The organism is Methylobacterium sp. Leaf85 (assembly GCF_001422125.1).
GTDB lineage: Bacteria > Pseudomonadota > Alphaproteobacteria > Rhizobiales > Beijerinckiaceae > Methylobacterium > Methylobacterium bullatum.
In genome coordinates this window covers 86,293-107,773 of sequence record NZ_LMME01000035.1, presented here as the reverse complement: position 1 = coordinate 107,773, position 21,481 = coordinate 86,293, and the positions used below count along the sequence as shown (strand labels likewise).

Annotated in this window: 21 protein-coding genes; 6 read left to right on the top strand and 15 right to left on the bottom strand. The window is 69.4% G+C overall.

Going from position 1 to position 21,481, the window contains the following annotated elements; genetic code table 11:
- Positions 1–166: 166 nt before the first annotated feature.
- On the top strand, positions 167–466 hold the full coding sequence (locus ASF08_RS23235) for a hypothetical protein (protein WP_018042193.1): 300 nt from the start codon (positions 167–169) through the stop codon (positions 464–466).
- Positions 467–573: 107 nt separating this feature from the next.
- Here the strand turns inward: ASF08_RS23235 and pdeM are convergent, their stop codons facing one another.
- From pdeM to ASF08_RS23220, 3 genes are read right to left on the bottom strand one after another with little or no spacing between them, the layout of a single operon-like run.
- Positions 574–1,287, bottom strand: a complete 714-nt coding sequence (gene pdeM / locus ASF08_RS23230; RefSeq protein ID WP_056150019.1) for a ligase-associated DNA damage response endonuclease PdeM — start codon at positions 1,285–1,287, stop codon at positions 574–576.
- A gap of 32 nt (positions 1,288–1,319) precedes the next feature.
- A complete protein-coding gene (locus tag ASF08_RS23225) occupies positions 1,320–3,917 on the bottom strand; it encodes a ligase-associated DNA damage response DEXH box helicase (RefSeq protein ID WP_056150016.1) in 2,598 nt (865 codons plus the stop codon).
- Positions 3,918–3,923: 6 nt separating this feature from the next.
- The gene (locus ASF08_RS23220) at positions 3,924–4,886 is read right to left on the bottom strand and encodes an alpha/beta hydrolase (RefSeq protein WP_056150015.1); all 963 of its coding nucleotides are present in this window, start codon (positions 4,884–4,886) and stop codon (positions 3,924–3,926) included.
- A 252-nt stretch (positions 4,887–5,138) separates the two neighbouring features.
- Between ASF08_RS23220 and ASF08_RS23215 the strand changes: the two genes are divergently transcribed.
- Complete coding sequence (locus ASF08_RS23215; protein ID WP_056150012.1) at positions 5,139–5,486, top strand: DUF6460 domain-containing protein; 348 nt, start codon at positions 5,139–5,141, stop codon at positions 5,484–5,486.
- 85 nt (positions 5,487–5,571) lie between these two features.
- Here the strand turns inward: ASF08_RS23215 and ASF08_RS23210 are convergent, their stop codons facing one another.
- The 5 genes from ASF08_RS23210 to ASF08_RS23190 form a co-directional block, all read right to left on the bottom strand.
- Positions 5,572–6,246, bottom strand: a complete 675-nt coding sequence (locus ASF08_RS23210; RefSeq protein ID WP_018042198.1) for a L,D-transpeptidase — start codon at positions 6,244–6,246, stop codon at positions 5,572–5,574.
- A 274-nt stretch (positions 6,247–6,520) separates the two neighbouring features.
- A complete protein-coding gene (gene nadC, locus ASF08_RS23205; RefSeq protein WP_018042199.1) occupies positions 6,521–7,381 on the bottom strand; it encodes a carboxylating nicotinate-nucleotide diphosphorylase in 861 nt (286 codons plus the stop codon).
- 55 nt (positions 7,382–7,436) lie between these two features.
- The gene (locus ASF08_RS23200; protein ID WP_056150009.1) at positions 7,437–8,978 is read right to left on the bottom strand and encodes an L-aspartate oxidase; all 1,542 of its coding nucleotides are present in this window, start codon (positions 8,976–8,978) and stop codon (positions 7,437–7,439) included.
- Entirely contained in the window at positions 8,975–9,985 is a 1,011-nt protein-coding gene (nadA, locus tag ASF08_RS23195) for a quinolinate synthase NadA (protein ID WP_018042201.1), read from the bottom strand. Before nadA ends, ASF08_RS23200 begins: the two co-directional genes overlap by 4 nt.
- A gap of 193 nt (positions 9,986–10,178) precedes the next feature.
- On the bottom strand, positions 10,179–10,991 hold the full coding sequence (locus ASF08_RS23190; RefSeq protein WP_056150006.1) for an aminotransferase class IV family protein: 813 nt from the start codon (positions 10,989–10,991) through the stop codon (positions 10,179–10,181).
- A gap of 77 nt (positions 10,992–11,068) precedes the next feature.
- On the opposite strand from ASF08_RS23190, the gene ASF08_RS23185 reads away from it, so the two are divergent.
- Positions 11,069–11,413, top strand: a complete 345-nt coding sequence (locus ASF08_RS23185; RefSeq protein ID WP_056150002.1) for a MerR family transcriptional regulator — start codon at positions 11,069–11,071, stop codon at positions 11,411–11,413.
- 57 nt (positions 11,414–11,470) lie between these two features.
- On the opposite strand, the gene ASF08_RS23180 is transcribed toward ASF08_RS23185, so the two are convergent.
- From ASF08_RS23180 to ASF08_RS23170, 3 genes are all read right to left on the bottom strand, one after another.
- Positions 11,471–12,472, bottom strand: coding sequence for an NUDIX hydrolase (locus ASF08_RS23180; protein ID WP_056150000.1), 1,002 nt, complete (start codon positions 12,470–12,472; stop codon positions 11,471–11,473).
- An 82-nt stretch (positions 12,473–12,554) separates the two neighbouring features.
- Positions 12,555–13,127: a sugar O-acetyltransferase gene (locus ASF08_RS23175; protein ID WP_056150191.1), complete on the bottom strand. Its 573-nt coding sequence runs from the start codon at positions 13,125–13,127 to the stop codon at positions 12,555–12,557.
- A 431-nt stretch (positions 13,128–13,558) separates the two neighbouring features.
- The gene (locus ASF08_RS23170; RefSeq protein WP_056149996.1) at positions 13,559–14,620 is read right to left on the bottom strand and encodes a hypothetical protein; all 1,062 of its coding nucleotides are present in this window, start codon (positions 14,618–14,620) and stop codon (positions 13,559–13,561) included.
- Between the two features lie 244 nt (positions 14,621–14,864).
- Here ASF08_RS23170 and thiE point away from each other — a divergent pair, with 244 nt between their 5' ends.
- The 3 genes from thiE to ASF08_RS23155 all read left to right on the top strand — a co-directional run bounded on the left by thiE (position 14,865) and on the right by ASF08_RS23155 (position 17,351).
- Positions 14,865–15,575, top strand: a complete 711-nt coding sequence (thiE, locus tag ASF08_RS23165; protein WP_018042205.1) for a thiamine phosphate synthase — start codon at positions 14,865–14,867, stop codon at positions 15,573–15,575.
- Positions 15,576–15,808: 233 nt separating this feature from the next.
- A complete protein-coding gene (gene thiD, locus ASF08_RS23160) occupies positions 15,809–16,615 on the top strand; it encodes a bifunctional hydroxymethylpyrimidine kinase/phosphomethylpyrimidine kinase (protein WP_056149993.1) in 807 nt (268 codons plus the stop codon).
- A 106-nt stretch (positions 16,616–16,721) separates the two neighbouring features.
- Positions 16,722–17,351 (top strand): helix-turn-helix domain-containing protein, encoded by a 630-nt coding sequence (locus ASF08_RS23155; protein WP_018042207.1) that lies wholly within the window; start codon positions 16,722–16,724, stop codon positions 17,349–17,351.
- A gap of 25 nt (positions 17,352–17,376) precedes the next feature.
- On the opposite strand, the gene ASF08_RS23150 is transcribed toward ASF08_RS23155, so the two are convergent.
- The 4 genes from ASF08_RS23150 to ASF08_RS23135 all read right to left on the bottom strand — a co-directional run bounded on the left by ASF08_RS23150 (position 17,377) and on the right by ASF08_RS23135 (position 21,458).
- Positions 17,377–17,955 (bottom strand): ABC-type transport auxiliary lipoprotein family protein, encoded by a 579-nt coding sequence (locus ASF08_RS23150; RefSeq protein WP_056149989.1) that lies wholly within the window; start codon positions 17,953–17,955, stop codon positions 17,377–17,379.
- Positions 17,956–18,064: 109 nt separating this feature from the next.
- Positions 18,065–19,147: an MlaD family protein gene (locus ASF08_RS23145; RefSeq protein WP_018042210.1), complete on the bottom strand. Its 1,083-nt coding sequence runs from the start codon at positions 19,145–19,147 to the stop codon at positions 18,065–18,067.
- Between the two features lie 308 nt (positions 19,148–19,455).
- Complete coding sequence (locus ASF08_RS23140) at positions 19,456–20,274, bottom strand: ABC transporter ATP-binding protein (RefSeq protein ID WP_056149987.1); 819 nt, start codon at positions 20,272–20,274, stop codon at positions 19,456–19,458.
- A gap of 14 nt (positions 20,275–20,288) precedes the next feature.
- On the bottom strand, positions 20,289–21,458 hold the full coding sequence (locus ASF08_RS23135) for an ABC transporter permease (protein ID WP_056149984.1): 1,170 nt from the start codon (positions 21,456–21,458) through the stop codon (positions 20,289–20,291).
- Positions 21,459–21,481 lie beyond the last annotated feature (23 nt).

The window sequence follows — 21,481 nt, the reverse complement described above, 5'->3', positions numbered from 1 at the left end:
CCGCCGTCGTCGCTCGGCATCGATGGCCGGGCAGAATTTACCGCGCAGGATGCCCCAGCGGCGATAGGGTTTCTCTAAGCACCTGACATAAAACAGGATTTTCCGTCGCGACCGGCGGCGTCGTTCTTGCAATGCAGGCGTGTATCGCTGGGAAAATCGTGCCGCCATGTCCATCGGTCTCAACGGAATATCCGCCCCGGGAGCGAGCTACCCCGTCCGCGCGACATCCTCCGGATCGACGGAGGCGTCGGCGAAGGACGACTTCCTGAAATATGCCAAGATGACGCCCGCCGAGAAGATCCGCGAACAGATCCTCAAGAAGATGGGCCTCACGGAGGAAGCGTTGGCCGGGATGCCGCAGAAGGAACTCGAAAAGATCAACGATGCGATCAAGGAGAAGATCGAGGAACTGGTGAAGCAAGGCCGGGAGAAAATCGTCGGGGCCTTCGCCGACATCAAGGCCTGACGGGACGGCTCCCTCTCGATCGGCGCTGAGTGTCTCTCACAAAACTCCCGCTGCGCCGTCATGCTCGCAGCGAGAACCGACCGTGATCGGGAGTTTTGTGAGCACTCTTAGTCCCGCGCCAGCATCGCCTTGCCGATGGCGAAGACCCGGCCGTCTCCTAGGAGATGCGCAGTGAAGCCGGCCGGAAACAGCGGATCGAAGGCCGGGTTGCGCACGTTGAGACCGCCCGCATAGGCGCCGAAAGCCGGCATCACCAGGCGCTTCCCGTCGGTGACGAAGCAGCGCCGCCGAATCGCGCGGCCGCGCATGGCGACCTTGCCGCAGGGATGCAGATGGCCGGCGATCTCGCCCTCCGGCGCATCCGGCAGCGGCTCGTGCCGCAGGGTGAGTCCACCGAGGGCCAGCGTCTCGGCATAGCGCCCGCCGACTCCCTCCGACACGGCATGGTCGTGGTTGCCGGCGATCCAGACCCAGTCCCGGCCTTCCTGCAGGGCGGCGATCATGGCGCGGTCGCCGGGCTCCATTCGCTCGGGGCCGCGCGCATCGTGGAAGGAATCGCCCAGAGCCACGACACAGGCCGGGTCGAAGCGGGCCACCGCCTCGTGCAGGCAGGCCAGGGTCTCGCGGGTATCGTAGGGCGGCAGGAACTGGCCCGAGCGCGCGGCAAAGGCCGAGCCCTTCTCCAGATGCAGGTCGGAGACGATCAGGGTCCGGTGCGCGGCGAGCCACAATCCACCGCAGAGGTCGAGGGTGAGGGCTTCGCCGGCCAGCGTCAGGCCGGGGGTCTTGATGGTCCGTTCGAGTTTCTGGCCGAGCGCCAAGATCGCATCCTCTAATCCGGGAAAGGGGCGCGTCACCCGAGCGCTTCTTCGAGAAGCTGCGCCTCGGCCTCGGCCAGGATCTCGTCCGCGCCTTCGCCGTAGACCTTCTCGCGCCCGATTTCGAGCATGACGGACACGGAGAGCGGCGAGACGCGATCCAGCGCCTTGTGGGTGATTCGCCCCTGGATGCGCCTCAACATCATGCCGAGGCGGGCCACGTCGAGGAGTCCGGTTGCCGCATCCTGCCGGGCGGCGCGCAGGAGCAGGTGGTCGGGCTGGTGCTTGCGCAGCACGTCGTAGACGAGGTCGGTGGACATGGTGACCTGCCGCCCGGTTTTCTTCTGGCCGGGATGGCGCCGCTCGATCAGCCCGGCGATGACGGCGCATTGGCGGAAGGTGCGCTTCATCATGGAGGATTCGTCGAGCCAGGCTTCGAGATCGTCGCCGAGCATGTCCTGGGCGAACAAGTCGGCCAGGAAACCGGGCTCGCGGGCGATGGCCTCGCTCACGTCGCGGGTCATCCAGACGGCGATGCCGTAATCGTTGGCGGCAAAACCCAGCGGGCGCAGGCGGGCGCGCTCCATGCGCCGGGTGAGCAGCATGCCGAGGGTCTGGTGGGCGAGGCGGCCCTCGAACGGGAACGCCGTGAGGTAATGGCGGCCGCCCCGCGGAAACGTCTCCACCAGCAAGCCCTCGGGGCCGGGCAGGATCGAGCGCTGGCGCTGGAGCAGGAGGTAATCCGCCACCTGCTTCGGCAGCCGGTCCCATTCGAACGGATCGGCGATGAGGGCGCGGACACGGGCGGCGAGGAAGGTCGAGAGCGGGAACTTCGCTCCCGCATAGGAGGGAATCGCCGGGTCGGTGCCGGGGCCGGCCCGCGTCGCCAGGGCCTCGTCCTCGGACAGACCCTCGAAGCGCAGCACCTCTCCGGCGAAGAGGAAGGTGTCGCCCGGCGTCAGGGTGTCGGCGAAATCCTCCTCGATCTCGCCTAGAACGCGCCCGCCCTTGGGCAGGATGGCGCCCGGCTTGCCGCGCACCCCGCGGGCGAGACGCACCTTCACCTTGGCGGATTCGACGATGGTGCCGACATTCATGCGGTATTGCTGGGCGGTCCGCGCATCGCGCACCCGCCACAGCCCGTCCGGCCCGCGCAGGATCTTGGCGAAGCGCTCGTAAGCGCGCAGCGCGTAGCCGCCGGTGGCCACGTAATCGACCACCGCCTCGAAATCCTCCCAGGACAGGGTGGCGTAGGGCGCCGCCGAGACGATCTCGTCGTAAAGCTGCACGGGGTCGAAGGCATCGGCGCAGGCCATGCCGAGGACGTGCTGGGCGAGGACGTCCGGCGCGCCGAGGCGGGCATCCGGCGTGTCCTGGGCCGTCGCCTCCACCGCGTCGAGGGCGGCCTGGCATTCGAGGATCTCGAAGCGGTTGCCGGGCACGAGATAGGCCTTCGACGGTTCGTCCATCCGGTGGTTGGCGCGCCCGATCCGCTGCATGATCCGGCTCGCCCCCTTCGGCGCGCCGATATTCACGACGAGGTCGACATCGCCCCAGTCGATGCCGAGATCGAGGGTGGCGGTGCAGACGATGGCCCGCAACTGCCCCGCCGCCATCGCCGCCTCCACCCGCCGCCGCTGGCTGGCGTCGAGGGAGCCGTGATGGAGCGCGATGGGCAGCGAGTCTTCGTTGATCCGCCAGAGTTCCTGGAAGGTGTACTCGGCCTGGAGCCGGGTGTTGACGAAGACCAGCACCGTCCGGTGCGCCTGGATCAGGTCGTAGATCGCCGGCATCGCCTGTGAGGCGGTGTGGCCGGCCAACGGCAGGGTCAGGCCGGTATCGAGGAGGTGCAGGTCGGGTGCCGCCCCGCCCTTCACCACGACGAGGTCGGCCATGGCAGGCACGGGCTCCCTCCCCCTCGTGGGGAGGGGTAGGGGTGGCTCCGGATATGGCGCGACCTCTCCGGCACCACCCCCACCCCCGGCCCCTCCCCACAAGGGGGAGGGGGGGCTCGTCTGCGGCACCAGATACCGCCGCAGATCGTCCGGCTCGCGCACCGTGGCGGAGAGGCCGATGGCGGTGAGGTTCGGGCTCAGGCGGTGGAGCCGCGCCAGCCCGAGGGACAGCAGGTCGCCCCGCTTCGAGGTGACCAGCGCATGCAACTCGTCGAGCACCACGCAGGAGAGGTTCGCAAAGAGCTCGGCCGCCTCGCGATGGGCGATGAGCAGGGCAAGCTGTTCCGGCGTCGTCAGCAGGATGTCGGGCGGGCGCTCGATCTGGCGCGTGCGCTTGTGCGAGGGGGTGTCGCCGGTGCGGGTCTCGACCCGGATCGGCAGGCCCATCTCGGCGATGGGCGCTTCGAGGTTGCGGGCGATGTCGACGGCGAGCGCCTTCAAGGGCGAGATGTAGAGGGTGTGGAGCCCCCGCGCTTTTCGCGATGGGGGGCGCTCGGACAGGGCGACGAGGCTCGGCAGGAAGCCCGCCAGCGTCTTGCCCGCCCCCGTGGGCGCCACCAGCAGGGCCGAGCGCCCGTCGCCGACGATCCGGAGCAACTCGGTCTGGTGCGGCCGGGGTGCCCATCCGCGCGAGGCGAACCAGGCCTCGAACCGCGCGGGGAGGGAGCCCTCAGGCAAGAGTCATCAGGCGAGCGCCATGAGGAACCGGTCGATCAGTTCGAGGGCGCGCTCGGTCATGGCGCCGGGATAGCGCACGAAGACGTGGCAGCCGCCGGGATAGATGGCGGTATGGCCGCCATTGCCGGCCGCCGCCCAGCGCGACGACATGTAGAGCGTGTCGTCCAGCAGCGGATCGTGCGTGCCCACCGAGAACAGGGCCGGGGGCAGGCCCTTCAGCTCGGCATAGAGCGGCGACACGTCGGGGCGGCGCCGGTCGATGCCGTCGCGCACGTAGTCGTTGGCGAAGGTGGTGAGATCCTGGGTGTTCACCACGAGGCGGGTCTCGCCCCAGTTGCGGACGCTGGGCGTCAGGCCGAGGTCGAAGAAGCCGGCATTGAGGTTGGCGCCGCGGAAGGCGCGGGGCAGGTTGTGCCGGTCGCGCAGGCGCAGGAGCGTCATCACGGCGAGATGCGCGCCCGCCGATTCCCCGCCGATGGTGAGCGCCGAGATGCCGAACTCGGCCTTGCCCGGACCGGCGAGCCACAGGGCCGCCGCCTCGCAATCCTCCAAAGCCGCCGGATAGGGATGCTCGGGGGCGAGGCGGTACTCCACGGAGAGGCAGACGAAGCCGCAGGCATCGGCGATCCGCTCCAGCCAAGGATCCTGCTCGTCGGCGGCACCCCAGACCCAGCCGCCGCGGTGGATGTGGAGATAGGCGCCGCGCAGCTTCTTCCACTTCCGGGCGTCGGGGCGGATCAGCCTCAGGGACAGCGGCCCGTCGGGGCCGTCGATGACCACGGTCTCGGCGCGGGCGCTGCGCGGCATCGCGGGCGAGGCCTGGGTGCCCTGCCGGCGGCGCGCGCGCACCTCGGAGAGGGGGATCGACCAGGGATCGGCCTGGGCCGCATGGGCCGCGACGATCTCGGCGTTGAGGCGGTGGGTCTCCGGATCGATCGTCGCCGGGTCGAAGAGGGCGTGGTCGATCATGGAACGGTTCGTCTCATCCGGTGTGGGGCCGAAGCGGCATTCGGGCTGGCGCGTCGAATGTGGGCGAAGCCCGCACCGATGCCAGTCGCGGGGCCGGCGCGAAACGGCCTAACGCCCCAATGGACAGACGGTTTCGTTCGGGTGTGTCGCATCGGTCACGCTTCCGCCGGGTTCGCCGGCTTCAGAGACGCCGATGAGGCCCCATATGTCCGAAAGAGTTCAGCCGTCGGATCACGGCCAGAGGATGACAGCATGATCGTCGACAACGACCCGCGCCGACAGGGACCCTACCAGGGCCGTCCCCCCGTCGGGAGTGGCTATTCCGATGGACAACCGCGTTCGGCCCTGCGGCGCTTCCTCGGCGGTTCGCCCATGGCGGTGCTGGTGAAGCTGCTGTTCCTGTCCATCCTCGTCGGCGCCATCATGGCGACGCTGGGCATCACGCCCGGCCTGCTGTTCTGGCACATCTACGATGCGGGCCGCGCGCTCATCGACCTCGGGTTCGAGACCTTCCACGATTTCGGACGCTGGATTCTGGCCGGTGCCGTGGTGGTGGTGCCGCTCTGGCTGCTGTCGCGGTTCCTGTCGGTCTCGAAATAGGCAGGCGGACCGCATTCTACCGAGGGACATGAAAAAGGCCGGCGTTTCCGCCGGCCTTTTTCAATTCGACGCGTGTCGAAGACGATCAGCGCTGGACGATGACCTTCGCGCCGACCTTGGCGCGGGTGTAGAGATCGGCCACGTCGTCGTTGGTCATGCGGATGCAGCCCGACGACACGGCGGTGCCGATCGTCTCCGGCTCGTTGGAGCCGTGGATGCGGTAGATCGAGCCGCCGAGATACATGGCGCGGGCGCCGAGCGGGTTCTCGATGCCGCCCTTCATGAAGCGCGGCAGGTCGGGGCGACGGCGCAGCATCTCGGCCGGGGGACGCCAATCGGGCCATTCCCGCTTCATCGTGATCGTCTGGGTGCCGCCCCAGGTGAAGCCGGGACGACCGACGCCGACGCCGTAGCGCAGGGCCTGACCGCCGCCGAGCACGTAATAGAGCCGGCGCTCGGCCGTGGAGACCACGATGGTGCCGGGAGCGTAATTGCCGCCGAAGGCGACCTGCTCGCGCTGGATCGCCGACATCTGCGGCACGGCCGAGGCCATCGGGTCGGCCGGGTTGAGCGAGGCGTTGGCGGTGGGCACCGCCACCACGGCGGCGGGGGCGGGCTCCGCCTGCGGACGCACGCGCAGCACCAGCGCGTTGTCCAGGGGCTGGCGGGTGAGGGGGTCGATCTCATAGGCGGCGGCGGGCGAGGCCCAGACACCAACCATGCAGGCGAGCCCGGACAGGGCGGGGGCGATACGGCGCATCAAAGCCTCTCGAAGGCAGGCGAAACGTGGGGGAAACACGGTCGGTAACGCGACGCAGGATACCGTTTTCCGATCGCCAAGACGTAAACGCTGCCGCCCCAAAGCCAAGCTGAATTCGCAATGAAGCGATGGTTGCGCCGGGGTCGTGACTCCGTGGCCACAGTGTGGCGGCTTAGCCGTATTCGCAGGGATTATTATCCGGGGGCCAGGTCGGCCGGGAACAATCTCCGACGCGGCGGAACCCGATCCGCGCCGGACGTCGTGGTCCTCCGGATCAGACCGCGTCGAGGCCGAGGTCGATGATCGGCGCGCTATGGGTGATCCAGCCGCTGGAGATCAGGTCGACGCCGGAGGCGGCGATGGCGCCCACCGTCTCGCGGTTGATGCGGCCCGAGGCCTCCGCGATGGCGCGCCCGTCGATCATCCGCACGGCCTCGCGCAGCTGGTCCGGGCTCATGTTGTCGAGGAGCACCGCATCGGCGCGGACCGACAGAGCCTCGGCCAGCTGATCCAGCGTGTCGACCTCGATCTCGATCTTCACGAGGTGGCCGGAATAGGCCCTCGCCCGCTCGATGGCGGGAACGATCCCGCCGGCCACGGCGACGTGGTTGTCCTTGATGAGCACGGCATCGTCGAGGCCGTAGCGGTGGTTGGAGCCGCCCCCGGCCCGGACCGCGTGTTTCTCCAGGGAGCGCAGGCCGGGCGTGGTCTTGCGGGTGCAGACGATCCGCGCCTTGCCGTGCGGCCGGGCCGCCTCCACGAGCCCTGCCGTGGCGGTGGCCACGCCGGACATGCGGCACAGGAGGTTCAAAGCCACGCGCTCGGCGGTGAGGATGGCGCGCGCCGGACCGTCGAGACGGATCACCACGTCACCGGGCGAGACCCGCGCGCCGTCGCCCCGTTCGACCACGACCGACACGGCCGGGTCGATGAGCGCGAAGGCGATGATGGCCGCGTCGACGCCGGAGATCACCCCGTCCTGCCGGGCCGCGATGACGCCGGAGAGGCGGGCATCGGCGGGCACGATCGCGTCGGTGGTGATGTCGCCGGCCCGGCCGAGATCTTCCAGCAAAGCCGCGCGGACGATCGGCTCCACGAGGAGACGGGGGAGGGGGACGAGACGGGCATCGCTCATGGGGTCGCTCGTAAGATGGTCGCTGGAAGGGGGCCGACGGTCTCGGTCGTCCGATCTAAACCGGAGCGACCGTATCGGCCGAGACGGTCTCCGCGATCCGCCAGACCTCGGCCAGGGTCACGTCGCTATGGCGGGCCGGTGCCTGCTCCGGGTGGTCGCTGCGCCAATGGGCGCCCCGGCTCTCGTGGCGGAACAGCGCCGAGGTCGCGACCATCAACCCGGTGAGGGCCGCGTCGGAGCCCTGCCTCGCCGCCGGCGCGAGGTCGCGCACAGCGTCGGTGAGACCATCGGCGTCGCGCACCACCCCGACATCGGCTTCCATGACTTGGCGGATCGCGTCGTGATCGGCCTCGTCGTGCCGGCGTGGCTCGGCCATCACCGCCGGACCGGGGGCGGGCACGGAGGCGACGGCCTCGGCGATCCAGGGGGCGAAAGCCATCGCCTCGAGGAGGGAGTTGCTGGCGAGGCGGTTCGCGCCGTGCAGGCCGGTGGAGGCGACCTCGCCGCAGGCGAACAGGCCCGGCACGGTGCTGGCGCCGGTGCCGTCCACCTTGATGCCGCCCATGTGGTAATGCGCCGCCGGGCGCACGGGGATCGGCTGGCGCTGCGGATCGATGCCGGAGGCGGCGCAGAGGCCCGCCACGGTGGGGAAGCGCGTCGCCATGCGCGCGCCGAGGGCACCACGGCAATCGAGGAACACCTCGGTGCCGCGCCGCCGCGCCTGGAAGATCGCACGGGCGACAACGTCGCGGGGGGCGAGATCGCCCCCGGCGATGCCGGCCATTACCGGCGCGCCATCGTTGTCGATCAGCCGCGCGCCCTCGCCGCGCAGGGCCTCGGTGGCCAGCGGCATCGGGTCCAGCCCCACCGAAATGGCGGTGGGGTGGAACTGCACGAACTCCATGTCGCGCAGGGTCGCCCCGGCGCGGGCCGCCAGCGCCAGCCCCCGGCCAGTGGCGCCGCGCGGGTTTGTGGTGGAGGCGTAGAGGGAGCCGAGCCCTCCGGTGGCGAGCACCACCGACCGCGCGGCGAGCCGCACCGAGGCACCGTCGCGCTCACAGACGAGGCCGGCGACGGCGCCGCTCCCGTCCTGCAGCAGGCCGCGGACATCGGCGACCAGGATCTCGATGGACGGCGTCAGCGCCACGGCCTTCAGCAGCGTGTCGAGCACCATCCGCCCGGTGGAATCCCCGCCAGCCCGGACGATGCGGCGGCGTGAATGCGCCGCTTCGAGGCCAAGCGCCAGGGTGCCGGCGGCGTCCCGGTCGAAGGGCGCGCCGAGGCCGACGAGCCACTCGATCAGGCCCGGGCCGGCTTGCGCCACCCGTAGGGCGACGGCCGGGTCGGTGAGGCCGGCGCCTGCGGCCTCCGTGTCCGCCGCATGCAGTGCGGCGGCATCGTCCTCCGCCATGGCGGCGGCGATGCCGCCCTGCGCCCAGCCGGTCGCCGTGCCGCTTCCCAGGGGAGAAGCGGTGACGAGGGTGACCGGGCGGGGGCTGAGCCGCAAGGCCGTGGCGAGGCCGGCGACGCCGGCGCCGACGACGATCACACGGTCCGAGCCGGGGAGGGTGAAGGAGAACGGGGAATGCGCGTTCATCGCGGACGCACCGCGAGCATGCGCTCCACCGCCGCGCGGGCGCGCTCGGCGAGTTCCGGCTCCACCGTCACCTCGTGGGTGAGGGTCTCCAGCGCATGCCGGATGTTCCGCAGCGACATCCGCTTCATGTGCGGGCACAGGTTGCAGGGCTTGATGAACTCGATATCCGGGTTGGCGGCGGCGATGTTGTCGCCCATGGAGCACTCGGTGACGAGCACCACCTGACGCGGCCGCTTCTCGGTGACGAAGTTCATCATCATCGCGGTCGACCCCGAGAAGTCCGAGGCCGCCACCACGTCGGGCGGGCATTCCGGATGGGCGATGACGGTGACGCCGGGATAGCTCTCGCGCACCTCGTCGATATCGGCGGGGGTGAACTGCTCGTGGACCTCGCAATGGCCGGCCCAGGTGAGGATCTCGACCTCGGGCACCAGAACCTGGACGTTCTGCGCCAGGAACTCGTCGGGGATCATCAGGACGCGCGGCGCATTGAGCGAGCGCACCACGTCCACCGCGTTGCCGGAGGTGCAGCACACGTCCGATTCCGCCTTCACGGCGGCGGAGGTGTTGACGTAGGTCACGATCGGCACGCCGGGATACTTTTCGCGCAAGCCCCGCACGTCGGCGGCGGTGATCGAGTCGGCGAGCGAACACCCGGCCCGCATGTCGGGGATCAGGACGGTCTTGCCCGGATTGAGCAGCTTGGCCGTCTCCGCCATGAAATGGACGCCGGCCAGCACGATCACGTCGGCATCCACGTTGATCGCCTCGCGGGCCAGCGCCAGGCTGTCGCCGACGATGTCCGACACGGTGTGGAAGATCTCGGGCGCCTGGTAGTTATGGGCGAGAATCACCGCGTTGCGGGTCTTCTTCAGTTCCAGGATCGCCGCGACGTCGTCGGCCAGGGCCGGCCATTCGATGGCCGGGACATGCCGGCTCACGCGGGCGTAGATCTCGGGCAGAGGCAGGGTCGAAACCCGGTCGATCGGAAAACTCGTGGCCGCCATGGACGCGTCCTCAGTTATGCTCAATCTGAGCATTGTGCCGACTAACGTAGGCGCGCGAGATACGCTTGTCTAGATATGCTGAGCCTGAGCATATTCATTTTGCAGTGCGATATTGTGCAAACGTCATCCTCAGCCACCGCCGTCCCTTCCTGCATGGTCGAGCGCGATAGTTCCTGATCGCATGCAGGGACGATCAGACGTCGAGCCCCGGTTCGGTCCGATAGGCACGATGCAGCAGGGCGGCGAGGTCGCCGGATCGCGGCAGGGTGACGGTGCCGATGGAAGCGACGGCGACTCCCGGCGTCCACGAATTCATCGCGACGGCTCCGGAAAACTCGCCGAGTCCGTCCGCCGCTACGACCGCCTCGCGCTGGGCGACACCGAGGGCGGTCAATCGCCGGCGGAGGATCCCCATCGTGACCCCGGCGAGGATGCCGGCCTGCGGCCATGTCACTGTCGCGCCGTCCCAGAAGGTCAGGTTCCAGATCGTCGCTTCGCCGATCCGTCCCTGGCGATCGACGAAGGCGGCATCGTCGAAGCCCTGCCGGGCGGCCTCGCGCAGGAGATGGGTCTTTGCCGACTCGCCCACATGCTTGACCTCCGGGCGCCAGCGCTCATGCGGCGTGAGGGCCAGTTTCAGCGGGCCGGCGGGGCCGTCATTCCGCGGAAAGGTCCGGATCAGGATCGAGCACTCATCGGTCGCATCGCCGACGCGGAACTCGCCGTTGCGCAAAAACACTGTCGCGGTGAGCGACAGGTCACCGGGTGCGTCCGCCACGGCGATCCGAAGCGCGTCTCGTATGCGCTCCTCCGCCATGATGCGGCCGAACAGTGCCTGCGACCCGTCGCGAAGGCGATCCAGATGAAGGTCCAACCCCCTCACGCGGCGGTCACGGACCTGCATGGCAGTAAAATGCGCGAACCCGGCGAAGGCGAGGGGGGCGAGGTCGGAGGCGGTGGCGGTCCGCCCGTCGATCCAGGCACGGGTGGCGAAGGCGTTTGTCATGGGAAAGCGCTCTCGACTGGTTTTCATCGACGAGCCGCAGCCTTAATCCGTGACAGCACTGTCAGGGTCAACGGCCAATGCGGATCGGGACGCTATCGAAGCGCACGGGCGTGAGCGTGCGCATGCTGCGCTATTACGAAGGGGAGGGGCTGCTCACGCCGGAGCGCACCGGCGCCGGGTATCGCGATTACACGCCGCTGGACGAGGACATTGTCCGGCGGATCAGGACACTCGGCGCGGCCGGGATGACGTTGCCGGTCATCCGCGAGTTCCTGCCCTGTGCGCTCGCCGGGCGCGGCGCATTCGAACCCTGCGACGAGCTTCGGCAGACGTTGCGCCGGCACATCGCGCAGGTGGACGAGCGCATCACCGAACTGGCGAAGAGCCGCAGCCTGCTGGAATCGATCCTGGCCACGATGTAGTCCCGCCGGGCCATTGCCGCATCGCCGAGGCCGACCCGCGCCCCGGCACGCGCTGCGTCAGGACGACCGCCGCGACGGGGTCAGCCGGAACCCCGGCGCCGGGCGCTCCAGCAGCACCTCGCGGCGGAAACGCACGAGGCGGGCCGGCCGCCCTGCGGCGCCGCTCGTGACTTCGTCGGTCTCCTCCACCAGCCCCTGCTGGGCCACGAGCCGACGAAAGTTCTGCTTGTGGAGATTGGCACCGGACAGGGCCTCCACGGTGCGCTGCAGCTGGAACAGGGTGAAGGTCGGCGGCATCAGCTCGAACACCACGGGGCGATACTTGATCTTGCCGCGCAGCCGCCCGATCGCCGTGGCGAGCACGCGGCGATGATCGAAGGTCATGGGGCGCCCCGTCGTGGCGATATCCGTGGCGTGTGCCTCGCCGGCCTGCCCCTGCGCTTCGGGAATCAGCCCGGCCTCGAACAGGAGTTCGTAGCGTTCGAGCACGCGCTCCTCGTTCCAGGCTCCGCCGCCGATGCCGAAGGTGAGCCCGAGCCTGTCCTCGCGCCGGCGCCTGATCTTGGAATCCACCGCCCCGGCGGCCCAGGCCAGGAGCTTGGCCTCGATGCCGTCGAGGGTCTCGGGCCGGCCGGCGCGCCAATCCTCCCAGGGCAGGAAGGCATACCAATTGTGCCACGACGCGTCGGGGAGGGAGGCCGAGCGCATCTCCCGCACGAGGGCGAGGTAGGCCACGGACAGGGAGTGGAGGCCGGCCGAATCGTCGCCCTGCCGGTCGCGGTCGCCGAAGGTGTAGAGTTGCTCCACATAGCCGAGGCGCTGCTGCGTCTGGCGTTCCACCCAGGCGCGCAGGCCGCGCTCCAGCGTGGGGTGCTCCGGCACGAGGGGGCCTGCCGGCAACCCGGTCTCACGGCCCGTGGCCTGGCCCGGAACCCGCACCGTGAGGGCGCGTGGCTCACCGTCCGTCGCCGCGACGATGACGGCGACGAGCCCGACCGCCGACGGATTGGGAAGCGCGCCGGTCGCCTCCACCGCAAACCCGTCCTGCGCCCTCGTCACCTGTCCCGCCCCCCGGTCCGTGAATGGGTCTCATGGCAGATTGTGTGCCGGAATCAACGCGCGACAGGGTGCGCGCATCGCTTCACGCCTTGGCGGGCACCGGCCGGGCCGGGTTGCCGACCACCGTCGCGCCGGGCGCCACGTCGCGGGTGACGACGGCGCCGGCCCCGATGATCGCATGGTCGCCCACCGTGACGCCGGGCAGGATCAGCGCGCCGCCGCCGATCCAGACGTTGCGGCCGATCGCGATGGGGCGGGCGAATTCCAGCCCGGCCTCGCGCGCCTCCGCCTCGCGGGGATGGTCCGCCGTGAGGATCTGGACACCCGGCCCGATCTGCGTCCGGTCGCCGATCGTCACCGTGGTGCAATCGAGGATGACGCAGTTGAAGTTCAGGAAGACGTGAGCGCCGATGCTGATGTTGAAGCCGTAATCGCAATGGAACGGCGGCCGGATCACCGCCCCGTCGCCGACCCCCGCGAAAATCTCGCGCAGCAGAACCCTGCGCTCGTCGGCGGGACGCCCGAGCATGGCGTTGTAGCGCGCGAGCCAGACCTGGCAGGCGCGCAGGTCGGCACCGAGTTCCGCGTCGTCGGGGTGATAGAGTTCCCCCGCGATCATCTTCTGCTTCGGCGTGCGCCCGGCTTCGGTGGTCATGCCAGTCTCCGTGCTTCGTGGATGCGGGGAGTAGGCCGATGGGCCGGGGCCGGCAAGCGAGGTCCAGTTGGATCGGTCCTGTGTGGCACGGTCGCCGGAGGCGTCGACACGGTTCGGGAACAGCTTACCGTAGGGCGGCGAGGAGATGCCGAGTACGGTCACCTCAAGGTCGACCTCGTCGCCGAGAGCGTAGCGGAACACCGCAACCCCGGCGCAATCGATCACGACTCCTTCGGGGCTCGTGGCCGACAGCGCGTTCCAAATGAGAACTTCGTCGCCCTCCGCCTCGTCCGGCGGAACGGTCCGCACGAAAGCGTCGAAGCCGGCGGCGGGGAAGAAGCGGCCGAACGCGACGCCCATCGGCGGATCGCCGCTTTCCAGTTCGGAATGACCGATGACCTCTCCGTGCGCGACGATGCCGTACATGGCCTTCACTCGCATCCGTTTTCGCTCGCAGGTGCCTGCGGCGCCTCGCCCGTGTCGGTCCGCAGGATGAACTCGGCCCGCTCCCGCACCGAGGGCGAGCGGTCCCCGAGGAGCCGCGTGGCGTAGGTACGGGCCTCTGGACGCCCCTTCAGGCGATACATGGCACCCTCGAGGGCCACACGCCGCACGGCGGCGGAGCGATCGGCGATGCCCTGGGCGATCACGGCGTCGAGTCCGGGCTCCACCGTCAGGGGCCGCGCGTCGTAGACGAACACGAGACGGCGCCGGCCTATCGACTTGTCCACCCATTGCCAGTCGCGGCCCACCGGCCAGGAGGCCTTGCCCTCGACCAGCAGCGAGAGCGCCGCCGCGCGTGCGGCAGGCTGCACCGCCTCGGCGGCCACCCTCAGGAGGTACGGGTCGAGCGCGGGTGTTCGCGAGACGGCGCGCAGCACCCGCGCGACCGGTCCCGTCGTCTGCCCGATCAACAGGTCCGCCAGACGCGCAGCGACGTCCGGGCGGCCGAAGGCCTCGTCGAGGACCGCGCGCTCGCCGCTCCACCGGGACCAGCCGAGCCGTTGAAGGTGGAGGGCGGCCGCGCAGCGCGCCACCACCTCGGGGGGCGTGCGCGGAAAGCAGCGCCGTGCGCAGGCCATGGCGGCCGTGCGCACCGGCGCGGACCAGTCGTTCAGCCGCCACGCCACCGCCGCGAACAGGAACGGCGAGGGCAGGCCGTCGGAGAGGCGCGCCAGGGCGGACTCGCGCATGCGTCCGTCCCGGTGGAACAGAAACAGGAGGGCGAGGTCCGGTGACCGGGCGAGCAGTTCCGAATCGGTGCGCGGCTTGCCGAACCACCGCCGGCGGGACGGGAGCGGCTCCCGGTGGAGCCCCGCCGCGTAGGCGATGGCCCCGTCGGCGGTGGTGATCCGCTCGGGTGGCACCTCGCCCAGGAGGTCGACGATCCGATCCAGGTCCGGGCCGGCCACCCCATGGTCCGCGCGTCGCTCCAGCCCCCTCGCCAGAGCGGCCTGGAGTTCGGGACTGAGCGGCGACGGCATCGGCCTCATGGGGATCACGCTCCCTCCGCCCGTCGATCTCGAGGGCCGGTACCGTGCCTTGTATAGTTTCCACCGAAGCCCTGAAAAGGAATCCGGGATCGTCATGCCGCGTCGGGGCATCCGTCCGCGCGGGACGGAGGGCGGCCGACAGGACCAATAGCGGCCTTCCCCCGATTCGGACGTTCGAAGCGGGTACCAAACGCCGGAGGTTTGCCACTAGGATGCCGCCGCTGCGGCTTACCGGAGGAACGATGTGATCGGACGCGACACCGCCTTGGGCTCGACCGTGCCGGTCGACGTGAGGCTCTACGGCATTCTGGACGTGGGCGTCTGCGGCGATGACGGCGCCGATCTCGCCGAGATGGCGGCTGAGGCCGTCGCGGGCGGGTGCACCCTTCTTCAATACCGCGAAAAATCCATCGAGAACGCCCGCGAGGCGCTGGCGCGCATCCGCGCCATCCGCGCGGCCATCACGGGCACCGGCGTGCCGCTCCTCGTCAACGACCGCTGCGATCTCGCTCTGGCGGCCGAGGCCGAGGGCGTGCATCTCGGCCAATCGGACCTGCACCCGGCGGAGGCGCGGCGCATTCTCGGCTCAAGCGCCATCATCGGCCTGACCCTGAAATCGGCGGCCCAGGCGGACGAGCTCTATCGCCTGCCCGTGGATTACGCCTGCATCGGCGGCGTCTTCGCCACCACCAGCAAGGACAATCCCGATCCGCCCGTGGGGCTCGACGGGTTCACGCGCATCGCCTTCCGGGCGCGCCTCGCCCGGGGCACCGGCTTTCCCGTGGGGGCCATCGCGGGCATCGACGGCAGTAACGCCGCATCGATCGTCGCGGCGGGCGCCGACGGCATCGCCCTGATCTCCGCGCTGTTTTCCACCGAGGAGGTGGAGGCCCGCGCCAGGGACCTGCGCTTCCGGGTGGATTCGGCCCTCGCGGCGAGGGGCGCGGGCCGTTAGGCCCCGGCCTGAGCGGGTCGCCGGTGAAATTCTCTAAGTCCCTGTTCTAAAATCATTTTCAATCGGGCCGGATTCCCTCGTTCCGATCAATGGTCTAAGCAGGTTCGCATTGGCAAGCCAACGCTTTACCTCGCTTAGGCCTTTGAAGTGTCGCAGGTTTGAGGACGCAAAACCGGTGACCACTTTTGCTAAACCTGCTTAGGGTTGCTGCAACGCAAGGGACGAGACACGCCATGACACCCATCGCCGTCACCATAGCGGGCTCCGATTCCAGCGGCGGCGCCGGTATCCAGGCCGATCTCAAGACCTTCGCGGCGCTCAAGGTCTACGGCGCCAGCATCATCACCGCGCTCACGGCGCAGAACACCCTGGGCGTCCAGGCCATCCACGACGTGCCGGCCGATTTCATCGCGGCCCAGATCGACAGCGTGTTCTCCGATCTCGACGTCAAGGCGGTGAAGATCGGCATGCTGTCGAAGCCCGCGGTGATCGAGGCCGTGGCCGCCGGGCTCGGCCGTCATGCCTCCCGCATCCCCATCGTCCTCGACCCGGTCATGGTGGCCACGAGCGGAGACCGCCTCATCTCCGACGAGGCGGTGGAGGCCATGCGCCGCCACCTCCTGCCCCTGGCCGATCTGGTGACGCCGAACCTCCCCGAGGCCGCCACCCTGATCGAGTCTCCCGTGGCCAAGAGCGAGAACGAGGCGGTGGTGCAGGGGCGCAAGCTCCTGGCCCTGGGCGCCCGCGCCGTCCTCATCAAGGGCGGCCATGCGGAGGGCACCGAGAGCGTCGATCACCTCATGAGCGCCGACGGGACGCTGCGGCGCTTCGCGTCGGCGCGCGTCGACACCCGCAACACGCACGGCACCGGCTGCACCCTGTCCTCGGCCGTGGCGGCGGGCCTCGCCCGCGGCCTGCCCCTGACGGAGGCCGTCGCCCAGGCCAAACGCTACGTCACCGCCGCCATCGCCGCATCCGGCTCCGTGAACGTGGGACGAGGACACGGACCGGTCCATCATTTCCACGCCCTTTGGCACTGAGACGACGGAGAAGTTGGCCTCCTTCGCCTTGCATCGGATGCCTGATTGCGTTTGAAGTACCGCACGATCGTTCGATGTACGGAACGGCGCGATAGGTTCTGGGACAATGCAAGATCAGGCGACGACGCCCGAGCGGGGGCGGCAGCGGGACATCCTGAACGGGGCACAGGTTCTCTCGGGCCAGCTCGGCAAGACCATCCAGAGGCTGCGCAAGGCCTACAATCTCTCGCTTTCCGAACTCGCCGAGCAGTCCGGCGTCGCGAAATCGATCATCAGCCAGATCGAGCGCAACGAGACCAACCCGACCCTGGCGACGATCTGGCGGTTGAGCCAGGCCCTCGACGTCTCCATCGAGCGCGTGCTGGCCACCAGCGACGAAGAGCCCTTCATCGAGAAGACGTCGCGCGCCGACACGCCGATCCTGCTCTCCGACGACGGCAAGATCCGTCTGGCCATCGTCGGCTGGATCAAGACGGTGGAATGGCTGCAATGGTACGAGGTCACGGCCGATCCCGGCGGCGTGCTCGATTCCGATCCGCACCAGCGCGGCTCGGTGGAATCCCTCACCGTCACCGAGGGCGCCCTCGAAGTCGAGGTGGCCGGCACGTTCCAGCGGGCGCGGGTGGGCGAGACGCTGCGTTACCGTTGCGACAGGCCGCACACCGTGCGCTGCGTCGGCACCGAGCCGGCCAAGGCGATCATGGTGGTGATCATGAAGGCCGCCGTGATGGAGTGAGCGCGCGACGCGCTCCTCCCCGGACTCAATGCCCGGAATTCACCCAGCGGACCATGTCGGCGAGCACGATGCTGAGCGCAGCGTCGAGACCGATTGCGGCGCTGCCCGCCTCGATCTTGGCCACGGGCACCCGCGCGGTGAAGATGCGGGCGGCCACCACCTTGCCGGTGCCGTCGGCGATGAGCTTGGCCGAGACGTCCACCACCGCTTCGCCCGAATTCGAGGCGATGTCGAAGGCGCGGATCTCGCTGATCAGCGCATAATCGGCGACGATCTTGTCGCCCGGACGGCTCACGGATTTCAGGCGCCCGGAATTCTCGAGGCTCTGGATCAGCCGCGTCTGGACGAGGCGCGGCAGGCGGTCGGCCCATTGGCCGCCGCCGAGGAACGACAGGGCGCCGCCGGCCTGACGCACGATGATGCGATCCTGCTCGAAGGGCTGGAGGCCCACCGGCTCGGCCACCGAGATCGACCGGGCCGCCGCGCTCGGCCGGCCGGAACTCGGCAGGGCGGCGAGGTCGAAGGTCATGGGCGCGCCGCCGCCACAACCGCCGAGCAGGGCGGAGAGGCAGGCGAGCGCCAGGGCATGCGAGCGAAACGTCATCCGAAGAGCCTGGAAACCTGTGCAGCGCGGCACAACGCGCAACCATAAACTACGCCATAGCGGTTTCCGTGCCGTGACGCCGGACACATGCGGCTAGGCTTTGCCGGGTTCAGCGGCCACCGTTGTATTCCGGCAACGATGGCTTGCCGCCGAAGATGACCTGGGACGGGTCGCGCTCCAGGCTCTTCACCGTCCGGTTGAGGGTGTTGAGGGTGCGCTGGCCGTCCGACGACAGGGCTTCGACTTCGCGCCGTCCGGTCCCGCTGAGCTTGCTGAAGCTCGACGCGATGGTGGAGGTGCGCTTGTCGAGGTTCTCGGAGAGGGTGCGGAAGGCCTTGCCGGCGTCGCGCACGGAGATCGCCGCGTCGCGCACTTCGGCGAAGGTGCTGCTGCCGGTCTGGCCCGAGGCGGAGCCGAGGAAGCTCTCGGCCCCCTTCAGCACGTTGTCCACCCGGTCGGCCGAGGCGTTGAGCTTGGCCGCCAGCGAGCGCGCATCCTTGACCGCGCCCTCGATGTCCGGGCTGGCGGTGCTGAGCGCGGCCGAGAAGCGCTCGGCATTGTCGATGACGCGGTTGAGCTTCTGCCCGTCGATGGCCTTCACCAGCGAACTCACGGCGGGACCCGCATCGCTGAGGGTCTTGGAGAACGATTCCACGTTGGCGAGGGTGCGGGTGATGGCGCCTTCGTTGCCGGCCACCAGCTTGTCGAGGCGCTGGAGCATGTCGTCGGCGCGCTGTGCGATCTGCTTGGCCGCCGTCATCATGTCTTGGATGTCGGAACTGTCGGCGAAGATGGTGGGTGTCTGATCGCCCGAGCCCGGCGTCAGCGCCGGGGCATCCGCGTTGCCGCCCGAGAGCGAGATCGTCGAGACGCCGGTGAGCATCGCCGAATCGAGGCGGGCGCGGGTGTCGGCGCGCAGGGGCGTGGTGCGGTCCACCTCCACCATGGCGACGACGCGGCGCGGGTCCTGCGGGAGAAGGCGCACGTCCATCACCTCGCCGACCTTGATGCCGTTGAAGGCCACGGTCGAGCCCTTGGCGAGGCCGCCCACGCTGCCGGAGAAGACGATGCGCACGCCCTGCCGTTCCTGGCTGCGCGATCCGCCCTGAAGCCAGAACACGAAGCCGAAGGCAGCCACGACGACCGCGAGAGTGAAGGCGCCCACGAGGGCGTAGTTCGCACGGGTCTCCATTGGATCAGCGATACCTCGGCGTGGCGGGGCGAGTGCGGTGCGGGGACGCACGCGGTGCGCGAGCCCCGACCGATCGCTGCGCGATGTGGCGCGCGGCTCCGCTCGGGCGCCGCGCGGATGGAGTGAGAGGCGTTCCGGCCGATCGGTTCAAAGGTCTTTCCGAAGGCTCGGATGTATCGGCGGGGAGCACGACGAGGCTCCCCTTCCATGAGGGGGGACCCGCGATGCCCTCGAATCGTGTCCGGACCCGGATCAGCATGACACAGGCTTCGGTCCGACCGACCGGCGCCCGCATCGTCACGACGGCGTCAGGCGGCTGCATGCCGGCCTCCCTGCGGGACGATGGCCCGCGCGCGCTTGCCGTGGAAGTAGGAGCGCAGCCAGGGGTGGTCGCTCGCCAGCATGGCCTCGATGGGACCCTGCGCGATGATCTGCCCGTCGCCGAGCGCCGCGATGCGGTCGCAGGCGGTGTAGAGGCTGTCGAGGTCGTGGGTCACCATGAAGACGGTGAGGCCCAGCGTCTGCTTCAACGTGGCGACGAGTTCGTCGAACTCGCCCGCGCCGATGGGGTCGAGCCCCGAGGTCGGCTCGTCGAGGAACAGGATTTCCGGGTCGAGGGCGAGGGAGCGGGCCAGGGCCGCGCGCTTGATCATGCCGCCGGAGAGTTCCGAGGGGAGCTTGTCGGCGGCATCGGGCTTCAGGCCCACCATCTCGATCTTGAGGCGGGCGAACTCGTCGAGCAGGCGCTCGGACAGGTTCAGGTGCTCGCGCATGGGCATCTGGATGTTCTGCTTGACCGTGAGCGCCGAGAACAGCGCACCCTGCTGGAACAGCACGCCCCAGCGCTGCTCGATCTGCCGACGGCGGGTCATCGTCATCCCGTCGACGTCCTCGCCGAACACCTCGATCGTGCCCGAGCGCTTCGGCACGAGGCCGAGGATGGTCCGTGTGAGGACCGACTTGCCCTGTCCGGACGGACCGACGAAGCCGAGGATCTCGCCGCGATAGATGTCGAGGTTGAGTCCCTTCATCACGATCTTGTCGCCGAAGCCGACCACGAGATCGCGGACGCCGATGATGACGTCGCGGGCCGGGGCGCTGTCGAACCGCGCAGGGGGGGAGGACATGTGATTCACGGGCGTCAGAAATCGATGGCCGCGAAGAACACGGCGAAAAGTCCATCCAGTACGATGACCATGAAGATAGACTTCACGACTGAGGCCGTGACGTGACGCCCGAGCGATTCCGCCGATCCTTCGACCGCGAAACCTTCGATCGTGGCGATGATGCCGATGATCAGCGCCATGAACGGCGCCTTGATCAGGCCGACCGCCACGTGGTGGAACGAGACCGCCGCCTGGAGCCGGGCCAGGAACGCGTCGATGGTCATGCCGCCATAGAGCGAGGCGGTGAGGCCGCCCCCCGCCAGGGCCGCCAGCGAGGCGAGGAAGGCGAGGATCGGCAGGCCGATCACCAGCGCGAGGATGCGCGGGACGATGAGGATCTCGATGGGGTCGAGGCCCATCACCCGCAGGGCGTCGACTTCCTCGCGCATGCGCATGGAGCCGATCTCGGCGGTGAAGGCCGAGCCTGAGCGCCCCGCCACCATGATCGAGGTGAGGAGCACGCCGAGTTCGCGCAGGATGAGCAGGCCGATCAGGTTGACGACGAAGCTCTGCGCCCCGAAGCGCTGCAGCTGGAAGATGCCCTGCTGCGCCACGATGCCGCCCACCAGGAACGAGATCAGCATGATGATCGGCACGCCCCGGAAGGCGACCTGTTCGAGCTGGTTGACCAGGGCCGTGCCGCGGAACGTGCTCGGCCGCGAGGCGACGCGGATGCAGGCCGTCACCACCTCCCCGAGGAAGGCGAGGCCGCTCACCATGTCCGATTTCGCGCCGACGACCCGGACCCCGAGATCGTGCAGGAAACCGACGAGGCGTCCGCGCTTCGGCTTGCCGGCATAGCCGTCGTCCGGCAGCTTCATCTCGCCGAGCAGGATGCGGTGCTCGGCCGAGGCGCCCGCATAGGCGAGAGTCCCGCCGGATGCCTCGATCTCGCCGCGGGTCCGCTCCAGGACCCAGGCGCCGAGCGTATCGAGGCGGGCGACGTTGGAGAGATCGACGAGGATGGAAGCGCCGTTGGTGCGTGCCGCGATCTGTGCTGCGGCCTTCTCCACGGACGAGCCCTGATCCGCCGTCCAGCGGCCGCTCAGGACCACGCGTCCGCCCTCACCGAGAATCGCGGCTTCGGCGGCGTCAGGGTTCGGCTTGGCAGCAGCGTGGCGCACGAAGCGCGACTCCCGGTTCATGCTTGAGAAAAAGCAGATCAAGG